General features: G+C 46.8%; 11 protein-coding genes. 3 read left to right on the top strand and 8 right to left on the bottom strand.

Annotated features, from left to right (window positions below):
• Positions 1-8: 8 nt before the first annotated feature.
• The 8 genes from rpsA to gyrA all read right to left on the bottom strand — a co-directional run bounded on the left by rpsA (position 9) and on the right by gyrA (position 10,779).
• A complete protein-coding gene (gene rpsA / locus VC159_RS03260; protein WP_068324328.1) occupies positions 9-1,682 on the bottom strand; it encodes a 30S ribosomal protein S1 in 1,674 nt (557 codons plus the stop codon).
• Positions 1,683-1,818: 136 nt separating this feature from the next.
• Positions 1,819-2,481 (bottom strand): (d)CMP kinase, encoded by a 663-nt coding sequence (cmk, locus tag VC159_RS03255; RefSeq protein ID WP_323472706.1) that lies wholly within the window; start codon positions 2,479-2,481, stop codon positions 1,819-1,821.
• A 4-nt stretch (positions 2,482-2,485) separates the two neighbouring features.
• A complete protein-coding gene (aroA, locus tag VC159_RS03250) occupies positions 2,486-3,805 on the bottom strand; it encodes a 3-phosphoshikimate 1-carboxyvinyltransferase (RefSeq protein ID WP_323473554.1) in 1,320 nt (439 codons plus the stop codon).
• Positions 3,806-3,813: 8 nt separating this feature from the next.
• Entirely contained in the window at positions 3,814-4,695 is an 882-nt protein-coding gene (locus tag VC159_RS03245; protein WP_323472705.1) for a prephenate dehydrogenase, read from the bottom strand.
• Positions 4,695-5,813, bottom strand: coding sequence for a histidinol-phosphate transaminase (hisC, locus tag VC159_RS03240; protein WP_323472704.1), 1,119 nt, complete (start codon positions 5,811-5,813; stop codon positions 4,695-4,697). The genes VC159_RS03245 and hisC overlap by 1 nt, the downstream gene beginning before the upstream one ends.
• 54 nt (positions 5,814-5,867) lie before the next feature.
• Positions 5,868-6,947 carry a prephenate dehydratase gene (gene pheA / locus VC159_RS03235; protein ID WP_323472703.1) on the bottom strand — a complete coding sequence of 360 codons (1,080 nt, stop codon included), beginning with the start codon at positions 6,945-6,947 and terminating at the stop codon, positions 5,868-5,870.
• Positions 6,947-8,044, bottom strand: a complete 1,098-nt coding sequence (gene serC, locus VC159_RS03230) for a 3-phosphoserine/phosphohydroxythreonine transaminase (protein ID WP_215357919.1) — start codon at positions 8,042-8,044, stop codon at positions 6,947-6,949. Before serC ends, pheA begins: the two co-directional genes overlap by 1 nt.
• A 26-nt stretch (positions 8,045-8,070) precedes the next feature.
• Positions 8,071-10,779 (bottom strand): DNA gyrase subunit A, encoded by a 2,709-nt coding sequence (gyrA, locus tag VC159_RS03225; protein ID WP_323472702.1) that lies wholly within the window; start codon positions 10,777-10,779, stop codon positions 8,071-8,073.
• A gap of 159 nt (positions 10,780-10,938) precedes the next feature.
• Here gyrA and ompA point away from each other — a divergent pair, with 159 nt between their 5' ends.
• The 3 genes from ompA (at position 10,939) to VC159_RS03210 (ending at position 12,982) form a co-directional block, all read left to right on the top strand.
• Complete coding sequence (ompA, locus tag VC159_RS03220) at positions 10,939-11,508, top strand: outer membrane protein OmpA (protein WP_323472701.1); 570 nt, start codon at positions 10,939-10,941, stop codon at positions 11,506-11,508.
• A 96-nt stretch (positions 11,509-11,604) separates the two neighbouring features.
• The gene (gene ubiG / locus VC159_RS03215) at positions 11,605-12,294 is read left to right on the top strand and encodes a bifunctional 2-polyprenyl-6-hydroxyphenol methylase/3-demethylubiquinol 3-O-methyltransferase UbiG (RefSeq protein WP_215357925.1); all 690 of its coding nucleotides are present in this window, start codon (positions 11,605-11,607) and stop codon (positions 12,292-12,294) included.
• 7 nt (positions 12,295-12,301) lie between these two features.
• Entirely contained in the window at positions 12,302-12,982 is a 681-nt protein-coding gene (locus VC159_RS03210; RefSeq protein WP_416350422.1) for an HAD family hydrolase, read from the top strand.
• Positions 12,983-12,986: the final 4 nt, after the last annotated feature.

The raw sequence follows: 12,986 nt of genomic DNA, 5'->3' as shown, positions 1-12,986 counted from the left end.
ATATTGATTTAGCCTTGATTATCCAATTTTGCTTTTAACAAAGCACCCAAATTGGTTGTGCCAGACTGCGCATCACCTTGGAGCTTGCTCATTGCATCTTGTTGATCAGAGCTGTCTTTTGCTTTGATTGAAAGATTGATAACGCGTGACTTACGATCAATATTAATGATCATTGCAGTAACGCTGTCGCCTTCTTTCAATACATTACGTGCATCTTCAACGCGATCGGTTGAGATCTCAGAAGCACGTAAGTAAGCTTCAACTTCATCAGCCAAGTGAATTGTTGCACCCTTAGCATCAACCGCTTTCACAGTACCAGTAACGAGGCTACCCTTGTCGCTGACAGATGTGTAGTTGTTGAATGGGTCGCCAGACAATTGCTTAATACCGAGAGAGATACGCTCTTTCTCAACATCAATTGCCAATACAGTGGCTTCAACTTCATCACCTTTTTTGTATTTCTTAACAGCTTCTTCGCCTGGCTCATTCCATGAGAGGTCTGAGAGGTGAACTAAGCCGTCGATACCGCCAGGCAAACCAATGAACACACCAAAGTCAGTAATAGACTTGATTGCGCCAGTTAACTTATCGCCTTTTTGTTGGGCACGTGAGAACTCTTCCCATGGATTAGCTTTGCACTGCTTGATGCCCAAGCTAATACGACGCTTGTCTTCATCAATATCCAGAACCATTACTTCAACTTCGGTTCCTAATGCAGTAGCTTTGCTTGGAGCAACGTTCTTGTTAGTCCAGTCCATTTCAGAAACGTGTACCAAACCTTCGATACCAGATTCGATTTCAACGAATGCGCCGTAATCAGTCAAGTTAGTTACCTTACCGAATAAACGGGTGTTCGGTGGGTAACGACGAGCGATACCAACCCATGGATCATCACCAAGTTGTTTCACGCCGAGTGAAACACGGTTCTTCTCTTGATCGAACTTCAAAATCTTAGCGGTAACTTCTTGACCAACAGTCAACATCTCGCTTGGGTGACGCACACGACGCCATGCCAAGTCAGTGATGTGCAAGAGGCCATCGATACCACCGAGGTCAACGAATGCGCCGTAATCAGTGATGTTCTTAACGAGGCCAGTAACCACTGCGCCTTCTTTAAGGTTAGACATCAACTTAGCACGCTCTTCACCTTGGCTAGCTTCAACAACAGCACGACGTGACAACACTACGTTGTTACGTTTACGGTCAAGCTTAATAACCTTGAACTCCATCGTCTTACCTTCGTAAGGGCTGGTGTCTTTGATTGGACGTGTATCAACGAGTGATCCAGGCAAGAATGCGCGGATACCGTTAACCATTACAGTCAAGCCGCCTTTAACCTTACCAGTAACAGTACCGGTAACGATCTCAGCTTGCTCGAGAGCTTTTTCCAAGTTCATCCATGATGCCAAGCGTTTCGCTTTGTCACGGGAAAGGATTGTGTCGCCATAGCCGTTCTCAAGAGCGTCAATAGCAACAGAAACGAAATCGCCAGGAGCTACTTCAATCTCGCCAGCGTCGTTATGGAATTCTTCAACAGGAATAAACGCTTCAGACTTTAAGCCAGCGTTAACAACGACGAAGTTATGGTCGATGCGGAGAACTTCAGCCGAAATAACTTGGCCGGTCTTCATATTCGATCGGGTTAATGATTCTTCAAATAGTTCTGCAAATGATTCAGACATGTGTATTCACTTTGTGCCGCCAGAAGGCCTGACGGGTTAGGTTAAAAAAGTCTTCAAGAAACACGCTAATGAAAAGTCGCGTTGTGGAGTTTCTTAAGACACCAAAAACTACTGCGTACAGCCTACTACATACAAACTAGGCGATTGTCGATTGATACCAATCTAAAACCGTCTTAACTGCTTGATCTATAGATAAATCTGATGTTTCAAGCACTTTTGCACCATCTGCAACTAACAAGGGTGCGGTACCTCGACTACTGTCTCTGGCATCGCGCTCCTGCAAATCTTGCAGCAAGTCCTCAAGTTTAGCAGGAATTCCCTTAGCTATCAATTGCTTATAGCGACGCTCAGCTCTGGCAGCGGCCGTTGCAGTCAAGAAAACCTTCAAAACGGCATCTGGGAATATGACACTTGCCATATCCCTGCCATCGGCCACCAGCCCTGGAGATTGGCGAAAACTGCGCTGTAGGCCCACCAAAGCGGACCTCACCTCAGGGTAGATAGCTAAAGCGGAGGCCCTTAAACCCATACTTTCTGTGCGAATAGCGTCTGTGACATCCTCGCCATTAAGTAAAATTCGCCCATTTTTAAATGAAATCAATAACTTAGGAACCAAAAGCCCTAATTCTGAGCCATTTTTAACGTCAATTCCCTGTTTTTCGCTAGCTAATGCAACCAAGCGATAGAGGGCGCCACTATCCAAATAATGAAAGCCCAGCTTTTCTGCAACGAGAGAGGCGACAGTACCTTTGCCCGAAGCGGTTGGACCATCAATAGCAATGACTGGAAAAGAGCTCATGAGCTTAGTTCACTACCTTTGCAAACTCCGTGAAGTACGTCGGGAAGGTTTTTGCGACGCAATTGGGATCATTAATCTTGAGCGCATTTGGGCCAAATGCAGCAAGTGAGAAACACATAGCCATGCGATGGTCATCATAGGTATCAATACCTTCAATCGGAGACTTCCAGTTACTGGGTGATGCAGGAGCTTGCACAACAATGTAGTCAGCACCTTCTTCAACGATTGCACCAATTTTTTTCAATTCTTTTGCCATCGCCGCAATGCGATCCGTCTCTTTAACACGCCAGCTAGCAATATTAGTTAAACGCGTTGAGCCCTCTGCAAACAAAGCAGCAACAGCCAAGGTCATCGCAGCATCAGGAATTTCAGTGCAATCAATGGTGATGCCATTAAGCTTGCCATTGGCATTTTTCACACCAGATACTTCAATCCAATCTTCACCGGCATTGATCCTGGCGCCCATCAGCGCAAGCGCATCAGCAAAAGCCACATCACCTTGAATACTGTCATTACCTACACCCAACACCCGCACCGGGCCGCCACCTATAGCGCCAAGGGCTAAGAAGTACGAAGCTGAAGAGGCATCACCCTCTACCGATAGCTGACCTGGACTTTTGTACACAGCGTCTGATGTTTTTGCTGGGATGATGAATGATTGCATATCAGGGCAAGCAACTGTGACGCCAAAACGTGCCATTAACTTCAGAGTGATATCGATATACGGACGTGAGATAAGCTCACCAATTACTTCAATACGTACCGGCTCTATCGCAACCAAAGGCAAAGCCATGAGCAATGCGGTTAAAAATTGGCTTGATACATCGCCGCGCACTTTAACGACATCTTTAATCTGAATCGCTGCAGCGGATATTCTGATCGGGGGATAGCCTTCTTGTAATTCATAGTCGATCTTCGCGCCCACTTGACGCAAACCATCCACTAAATCCCGAATTGGTCGCTCATGCATGCGGGCAACACCAGATAAACGATGGTTACCACCCTGCATTGCTAAAGCTGCGGTTAATGGACGCATCGCCGTACCAGCATTACCCATAAAGAGGTCCGCCTCCTGCACCGGAAACTTACCACCACAACCCTCGACTACGCATACTTGATTAGGTTGATCGGTAACGGTCAATCCTAATTGACGCAAAGCACTGCGCATGACTTGAGTGTCATCTGCATCTAATAAATTCTTGAGGGTGGTTGTGCCGCTGGAAAGGGCTGCAAGCAGCAATGCCCGATTCGAAATACTTTTAGACCCCGGCAAAACAATCGAGCCCTGGGCTCGCTTGAATGGACCAATACTAAGATCTGGCAAACCGCTCATCAAAGTACATCCAAATCTTGACGCGCTTTACTCGCCTTATTGAATAATTTTTCTAATCCAGGGCCATCGTTCTCAGCAATCAGTTTACGCATGTGACTCACAATCAACAGATACTGATCTAACTCTTTCAGAATTGCAGTGCGATTACCTAAGCAAATGTCGCGCCACATCTCTGGGCTGGATGCAGCAATGCGTGTGAAATCTTTAAAGCCAGCACCTACATGACTAAGCTTTTGATCAGCGTCTTCAGAATTCACTACGCTAGCCATTAAGGCATAAGACAAGATATGAGGCAGATGCGAAACAGCTGCATATATTGCATCGTGCTGTACAACGCCAATCTTTTTCACTTCAGAACCAACGGATTCCCAAAAACCAGTAATCAAAGCCGTATCTTCAGGTGAATTTTCTTGTAAAGGGCAAATAATAGTTTGCTTACCTTTAAATAAATCTGCCTTAGCAGCACTGGCCCCGTGCTGAGCACCGCCTGCAATCGGATGAGCCGGCACAAATTGACATGCCTTTTTACCTAACACTTCCTTGGCAGCCAAAATCACATCGCCTTTAGTGCTGCCAGCATCAGTAACCATAGTGCGAGGCTCAAGATGTGGCTCCATCACCTCAAAGGCGGTGCGCATTTGCGCTACAGGCACGCAAAGCACGATGACATCAGATTGCTTAGCGGCCTCAACCAAATCCACCACACCATCAATCGCACCCATCTTTTGCGCTTGCTCTAAATTTTCTTTGCTACGACCAACGCCTAAAACCTGAGTTACTACGCCAGCTTGCTTGAGCGCTAAACCCAAAGAGGCACCGATCAAACCAACACCAACAATGGTGACAGTGCCGTAATTACTTGCTGGATTAATGATGGTCATTAGGAAAGTATTTGTTTTAAAGCATCAATGAATGCTGCATTTTCTTCTGGCAAACCAATCGAGACACGCAACCATTGTGGCAAGCCGTAGTTACCTACTGGGCGAACAATAATGCCGCGCTTAAGTAATTCCAAATTGATACGAGCACCAGCTTGGTCATCATCACCCACTTTGACAAGAACAAAGTTGCCTGCAGATGGCAGATAGCGCAAAGCTAGTTCATCAAAAGCTTTGGTGAGCTGGGCATAGCCGGCGCGATTGAGCTCAAAACCTTGCTGCAAAAAATCTTTGTCCTGAAAGGCTGCAATAGCAGCAGCCTGCGCCAGGCTATTCACGTTAAACGGCTGACGAATACGATTCAGAAGATCAGTTAAGTGGGGTTGTGCAACCCCATAACCAATGCGCAGACCGGCTAAACCATAAGCCTTGGAGAAGCTGCGCGACAAAATCATATTAGGGAAGCGCTTGACCCAAGCAATGGCATCGTAACGTTGCTCAGGCGTGAGGTACTCGTTATAGGCTTCATCGAGCACAACAACTACATTTGATGGAACTGCAACTAAAAAGTCTTCAATCTCTTTAGCTGTCAAATAACTACCAGTAGGATTATTGGGGTTAGCCACAAACACCAACTTGGCTTTATCGCCGGACGCTTTAATTGCCGCCAACATGGCTGGTAGATCGTGACCATAAATATCCGTAGCGTACACTTCAATTGCCTTAGCGCCAACAGCCTGAGTGGCTAAGGGATAAACAGCAAAGGCATGCTTTGAGAAGATCACTTCATCGCCCGCTTGCGCCACTGCGCGAGCAGCCAATTCCAAAATATCGTTACTGCCATTACCCAAGGTGATCCAATCTGTTGGCACACCTAATCGATCGGCTAAGACATTCTTTAACTCAAATCCATTGGAATCTGGGTAGCGACCTAAGTCACCCGCAGCCTTAAGCATGGCATCTTGCGCGGACTTTGGCATACCCAATGGATTTTCATTGGAAGCTAGCTTCACAATTTTATTTTCATCAAGGCCATACTCACGCGCAACTTCGCTGATAGGGCGACCACCGACATAAGGGGCGATCGCATGAATATGTTTTAAGCCAATCTTAGAAGTCATTCGAGCTTTACTAATTTAATTACTAATACGTAGTTAGTTACAGTTAATCTTTGATTAAGCAGAGTGAGGGTAAGAGCCAAGGTTCTTATAGAAAGCTGCAACCCCCTTTAGCTCTTCAAGCGCCTTCACTACTTTCGCATCATCTGCATGACCAGCAATATCAATGTAGAAGTGATACTCCCAAGTACCCTTTCGTGCAGGACGAGATTCAAAGCGATTCATGGAGACGCCATGCTTTGCCAAAGGCGCCAATAAACGATGGACGGCACCAGGCTGGTTATCAACAGAGAGCACCAAAGAGGTCTGATCTTTACCGGTTGGCTGGCAGGCGTAGTTGCCGACTACAACAAAACGGGTGCGATTATGCGGATCATCCTGAATCTGTGCAGCTACCGCTTGTAGGCCATATGCTTCTTGAGCAGGATCGCCAGCAATTGCAGCCAAAGTAGGATCGGCAGCAGCCATACGAGCTGCTTCTGCATTGCTACTGACGGCTTGGCGCTTTAATTGCGGTGCATGTACGCTTAACCATTGCTGACATTGCGCCAGCGCTTGAGCATGAGCGCAGACAGTTGTTACGCCATCCAAGTTACCACTCTTAGTGAGTAGGTGATGGCGAATTGGCAACACTACTTCACCACTAATGCGCATAGAAGAGTCGAGCAATAAATCTAAAGTGCGTGAGATAGCACCTTCGCTAGAGTTTTCAACAGGCACAACGCCAAATTGCGCCGCGCCCTTCTCTACCGACCTAAAGACTTCATCTAAGCTTGCGCAAGGCAAGCCAGCAATCGAGTGGCCAAAATACGTTTGAGCCGCTTGCTCAGAAAATGTTCCCACTGGGCCAAGATAAGCAATTGTTTGGCGAGCTTCTAGAGCTCTGCATGCAGACATCACTTCACGCCAAATGGCAGCAATGCCGTCTGGAAGCAGAGGGCCTTTATTAATTTCTTGTAGGCGAGCAACCACTTGGCGCTCACGCTCAGGACGAAATACTGGTGATGAGAAACCACCTTTGACATGGCCAACTTCCTGCGCAGCTTTTGCACGTTGAGTCAGCAAATCTAAAATTTGCGCATCCAATGCGTCAATTTTTTCCCGCAAGGGAGCTAAGCGCTGTTCTTCAGTACTCATTAAGCCCGCCTTTCAAAATCACGCATAAATTCAATTAAGGCTTTTACGCCCTCAATGGGCATGGCGTTATAGATGCTGGCACGCATACCGCCAGCAGCTTTATGGCCACGCAAGGCAACCAAACCAGCCGCATTCGATTGCGCCAAAAACTCTGCGTTCAGGCTCTCATCTTTTAAGAAGAAAGTCACGTTCATACGTGAGCGATATTCTTTTGAGACACGATTTTCATACAAACTGCTTTGATCCAAGAAGCTATAGAGCAAATCCGCTTTTTCTTGATTACGCTTTTCGATGGCTTTCACACCACCTTGCTTGAGTAGCCACTTAAATCCTAAGCCAGCCAAATAGATCGAGAATGTCGGCGGCGTATTAATCATGGATTGGGTATTAGCCTGTACAGACCAATCCCAAATCGTTGGGGTGATAGACATGCTCTTGCCTAACAAATCCTTACGCACAATCACAATCGTGACACCAGATGGGCCAATATTCTTTTGCGCGCCACCAAACCAAACAGCGCATTGATTCACGTCCATCTCTTTAGAAAGGATGTTGCTAGAAATATCTGCAACTAAGGGAATATCACCAACATCCGGCACATCCGGAAACTCAACACCGCCAATAGTTTCATTGGCGCAGTAAAGAACATAAGCAGCATCACTTGATAACTTCCAAGTTGATCTTGCGGGAATCGTATTGAATTTTTCTGCGGCTGAAGAGGCAACTAAATTTGCAGTGCCGTACTTCTGCGCCTCTTTATAAGATTTTTCTGACCATACGCCAGTAACAATGTAATCCGCCTTTGGTCCATTCTTGGCTAAAGGCATGAGGTTCATTGGGATAGCAGCGTTTTGACCTAAGCCGCCACCTTGCAAAAGCAAGATCTCATAAGTATCGGGAATATTCATCAACGTACGAAGATCTTGAATCACCTCTTCATACACTTCCATGAACTCTTTACTGCGATGACTAATCTCCATCACGCTAGTTCCGAGTCCACGCCAATTGAGCATTTCATCGGCAGCCTGCTTCAACACCTCTTCTGGCAAAGTAGCAGGCCCCGCAGCGAAATTGAATATGCGGCGGTCAAAAGTCATGGTGTGCTCTAGTCTAGAGGTGACGCTTAAGCGTCACCTGCCGTATCGTCATTAGAGTCGGTTGCTGGATCTGCAGATACATCACCTTCTTCTGCGTCATCAGCTTCGCCATCTGAATCGCTTTCAGCAATACGCTGCAAGCCAGATAAACGCGTACCTTCATCTACGTTAATCAAAGTAACACCTTGAGTAGCGCGACCCATCTCACGAATTTCAGAAACACGCGTGCGGACCAAGATGCCACCAGTAGTGATCAACATAATTTGATCTTCTGGAGATACCAATGCAGCCGCTACTACCTTACCGTTACGCTCCGAAGTCTGAATAGCAATCATGCCCTTCGTGCCGCGACCATGACGTGTGTATTCAGCGATTGGCGTACGCTTACCGTAACCATTCTCTGTAGCTGTCAATACACTACTTGGAATTGCAATGCCGTCTGCATCAACCACAGCCGCTTCAGCACCTTCTGCAGCTTCTGCTGGAGCAACCAACATAGCGATCACTTGATGACCTTCGCCTAAGTTCATGCCGCGCACACCGCGTGCGGTACGACCCATTGGACGAACATCATTCTCGTCAAAGCGCACTGCTTTACCAGCGTCAGAGAACAACATAACATCGTGCTGACCATCAGTAATCGCTGCGCCAACTAAGAAGTCATTTTCATTCAAGTCAACCGCAATAATGCCGGCCTTACGTGGGTTAGAGAAGTCAGACAAGCGCGTCTTCTTCACAGTGCCCAAGCTAGTAGCCATAAAGACGTAATGATCATCCTGGTAGCCCTTGATCGGCAGAATCACAGTGATCTTCTCGCCTTCAATCAGCGGGAACATATTGACGATTGGCTTGCCACGAGAGGTGCGACTACCTTGCGGCACTTCCCAAACTTTGAGCCAATACATCCGACCGCGATCGGAGAAGCACAAAATAATGTCATGGGTGTTCGCAACGAAGAGTGTATCAATCCAATCTTCATTCTTAGTGGCTGCAGCTTGCTTGCCGCGACCACCACGTTTTTGGGCGCGATATTCACTCAGAGGTTGACTCTTCATGTAACCAGTATTTGAAAGAGTCACCACCATATCTTGCGGCGTAATCAAATCTTCTGTGAAGAGTTCGGTTGCATTCATTTCAATAAATGAACGACGACCTGTATCACCACCAGCAATACCAAATTCAGATTGAACTTCTTTCAACTCAGACTCAATCACTTGAGTAACGCGCTCTGGTTTCGCTAACAAATCTAGTAAGTCAGAAATCTCTGCCATTACTTCTTTATATTCGTTGACGATCTTGTCTTGCTCAAGACCAGTCAAGCGTTGTAAACGCATTTGCAAAATTTCTTGTGCTTGACTATCTGACAAACGATACAAGCCAGTAGTTTGCATGCCGTACTCAGGCAACAATCCTTCTGGACGATAAGCGTTGCGGCCGCCTGGGGTATCGGTCTCAGCACGCGCCAACATCTCGCGCACCATCGATGAATCCCAAGCTTTACCCATCAACTCTTGCTTAGCAATCACTGGGTTCGCAGCAGCTTTAATAAGCGCAATGAACTCATCGATGTTTGCCAAGGCAACAGCCAAACCTTCTAAGACATGACCACGATCACGTGCTTTACGCAATTCAAAAATTGTACGACGTGTCACTACTTCACGACGATGCTGCAAGAAGTACTCAAGCATTTGCTTCAAGTTCAACAAGCGTGGCTGGTTATCAACCAAAGCCACCATGTTCATACCGAAGTTATCTTGCAACTGAGTGCTCTTATACAAATTATTGAGAACAACTTCGGGCACTTCACCGCGCTTGAGTTCAATCACAACGCGCATACCGGATTTATCTGACTCATCACGCAAATCAGAAATGCCTTCTACCTTTTTCTCATTCACTAACTCAGCGATACGCTCGAGCAAGTTCTTCTTGTTTACTTGATATGGCAATTCATCAACGATGATGGCTTGACGCGCGCCCTTATCTAAATCTTCAAAGTGAGTCTTAGCGCGCATAACCACACGGCCGCGGCCAGTGCGATAGCCCTCGCGAACGCCTTGAACGCCATAAATGATGCCGGCAGTCGGGAAATCTGGGGCTGGAATAATCTCAATCAGCTCATCAATCGTGCATTCTGGGTTGTGGAGCACGTGCAAACAGGCTGTAATCACCTCATCCAGGTTATGGGGAGGGATATTGGTCGCCATACCCACAGCAATGCCAGAACTGCCATTTATGAGCAAATTAGGCACTTTGGCCGGCAGAATCAGGGGCTCCTTCTCGCTACCGTCGTAATTTGGCCCAAAATCGACCGTTTCCTTGTCCAAATCGGCCAGAAGCTCATGAGCTATCTTGCGGAGGCGGATCTCGGTATATCGCATTGCAGCAGCGTTATCGCCGTCTACGGAGCCAAAGTTGCCCTGCCCGTCAACCAGCATATAGCGCAGAGAGAAATCTTGGGCCATTCGAACGATCGTGTCATACACCGCAGAATCACCGTGCGGATGGTATTTACCGATTACATCGCCAACTATACGGGCAGATTTTTTGTAAGCCCGGTTCCAATCGTTGTTTAATTCATACATTGCGAATAAGACCCGGCGGTGAACCGGTTTGAGGCCATCACGCACGTCTGGCAGGGCTCTGCCGACGATGACGCTCATTGCGTAGTCCAAATAGGACCGCCGCATTTCGTCTTCGAGGGATATTGGTAGTGTTTCTTTAGCGGCTTGTTCCATCTAGAAATAATATCATTTTGATGACAGGTAGGCCCTATGCTAAGATTCTGTCAGTTTGTACGAAATTGAGATGTGTCGCTTTGCAGTTTTTGCATCAAGGTAGGGCGAATTACATTTAAGTTTGACTTTAATTAAAAAAGAGATTTTTGAGGACTAAAAATGAACAAAACCCTAAGAGTGTTGCTCGCTTCTGTTATTACTGTTTCTGCTACTGCAGCAATGGCTTCTGATAACTGGCAAAACGGCGATGGCGCCCTAAACTGGAAAAACGGCGATGGCACATTGTGCTGGCGCGATAACAACTGGACTCCTGCTACTGCAGCTAAAGGTTGTGACGGTGCTTTGACTGCTGCTGCTGCTTCTGGCGTTAGCCAAAGCAAAATCACTTTGCAAGCTGACACACTTTATGACTTCAACAAGTCTGACTTGAAACCAGAAGGTAAAGCTACTTTGGACAAGATCGCTGCTGATTTGAGCAAGATCAAGTTAGAAGTAATCATCGCTGTTGGTAACACTGACAGCGTTGGTACAGATGCATACAACATGGCCCTCGGTCAGCGTCGTGCGCAATCTGTTAAGACATACCTTGTAAGCAAGGGTGTTGACGGTAGCCGTATCTACACAGAATCTAAAGGCAAGAGCAATCCAGTTGCATCAAACGCAACTGCTGAAGGCCGCGCTAAGAACCGCCGTACTGACATCGAAGTTGTTGGTACAGCAGCTAAGTAATTCACTTTACTTGTAAAAAAGCCCGCTTCTAGCGGGCTTTTTTATTTCCGCTATATTCATAGACTTCTTCAATAGCCTCACCATTAGCCCATTTATATGAACGTCGACCAGTCAGAAATCGCCAAATTTAGCGCCCTAGCCCATCGTTGGTGGGATCCTAATAGCGAATTCAAACCCCTGCATGCCATCAACCCACTGCGCCTGAACTGGATTAAGTCCTTTGTTAGCTTGGAAGGTAAGAAGGTGGTTGATATTGGTTGCGGTGGTGGCATCTTGGCAGAATCCATGTCCCAATCAGGCGCAGATACTACGGGCATCGATTTATCTGAAAAAGCTCTCAAAGTAGCTGAATTGCATGCATTGGAAGTGGGTGCAAACCTTACTTATCGCTCCATCTCCGCAGAAGCGCTCGCCGATGAGCAACCTGAACAGTATGACCTAGTGACCTGCATGGAGATGCTTGAACACGTGCCGGACCCAGCGTCAGTGGTGCGCGCTTGCGCCAAACTTTGTAAGCCTGGTGGCACGTTATTTTTTAGCACCCTCAACCGCAGTCCTAAATCCTACTTATTTGCCATTATTGGTGCTGAATACATTCTGAAGTTACTTCCTAGAGGTACTCACGAATACGCTAAATTCATCAAACCTTCTGAGCTTGTTGCCTTTACACGTCATGCGGGTTTAGAGATGCTGGGCATGAAAGGCCTTAGCTACAACCCACTCACTCAGGTCTATAGCCTGAATGATGATGTCGATGTGAATTACATGATTGCCGTCAGAAAGTAATGCAATAGTGAGCACTCTTTCGAGCCCTTACGCCGGAATCTTTTTTGATTTAGATGGCACCTTAGCTGATACCGCACCTGATTTAGTAGCGGCAACTAATCAATTGCTAGTTGCACGCAATCTTGCGCCTAAGCCTTATGAATTTCTGCGCCCCTATGCATCGGCTGGTGCTCGCGGATTACTCGAAGGCGCATTTGGCATTAGCCCTGATCATGCGGATTTCATCCTATTGCGCGATGAATTTTTCAGTAATTATGAAAAAGCATTGCTGGTAGAGAGTAAATTATTCGATGACATGAGCCATTTACTCGATCAAATGGATCAAGCCAATCTCCCCTGGGGCATTGTTACGAATAAAAGTGAGCGCTTTACCAACCCTCTTACTGAATTAATGGGTTTGCGCCAACGAGCCATTTCTACCGTTTCTGGTGATACAACGCCGTATTCAAAACCCCATCCTGAGCCGATCTTGCACGCCGCCAGAATAGCTAAAGTAGATCCTACAAAATCACTTTATGTAGGCGATGACATTAGAGATGTTCTAGCAGGCAAAGCAGCGGGAATGAAGACTGTCGCAGCCGCTTATGGCTACTGTGGCTGTAAAGAGCCTCCAGAGGCTTGGGGGGCCGATTACATCGTCAATAAGCCTCTCGAGCTACTGCAAATCATCTTTCCCAATAGGGAATAAAAGA

The sequence above is a fragment of the Polynucleobacter sp. JS-JIR-II-c23 genome (genome assembly GCF_035011225.1).
In the GTDB taxonomy this organism is placed as follows: Bacteria; Pseudomonadota; Gammaproteobacteria; order Burkholderiales; family Burkholderiaceae; genus Polynucleobacter.
This window is presented reverse-complemented; position numbering and strand designations above follow the sequence as displayed.

Coding starts and splice junctions, on each gene's coding strand:
- rpsA (WP_068324328.1), bottom strand. CDS start 1,682: ATGTCTGAATCATTTGCAGAACTATTTGAAGAATCATTAACCCGATCG.
- cmk (WP_323472706.1), bottom strand. CDS start 2,481: ATGAGCTCTTTTCCAGTCATTGCTATTGATGGTCCAACCGCTTCGGGC.
- VC159_RS03245 (WP_323472705.1), bottom strand. CDS start 4,695: ATGACCATCATTAATCCAGCAAGTAATTACGGCACTGTCACCATTGTT.
- hisC (WP_323472704.1), bottom strand. CDS start 5,813: ATGACTTCTAAGATTGGCTTAAAACATATTCATGCGATCGCCCCTTAT.
- pheA (WP_323472703.1), bottom strand. CDS start 6,947: ATGAGTACTGAAGAACAGCGCTTAGCTCCCTTGCGGGAAAAAATTGAC.
- serC (WP_215357919.1), bottom strand. CDS start 8,044: ATGACTTTTGACCGCCGCATATTCAATTTCGCTGCGGGGCCTGCTACT.
- gyrA (WP_323472702.1), bottom strand. CDS start 10,779: ATGGAACAAGCCGCTAAAGAAACACTACCAATATCCCTCGAAGACGAA.
- ompA (WP_323472701.1), top strand. CDS start 10,939: ATGAACAAAACCCTAAGAGTGTTGCTCGCTTCTGTTATTACTGTTTCT.
- ubiG (WP_215357925.1), top strand. CDS start 11,605: ATGAACGTCGACCAGTCAGAAATCGCCAAATTTAGCGCCCTAGCCCAT.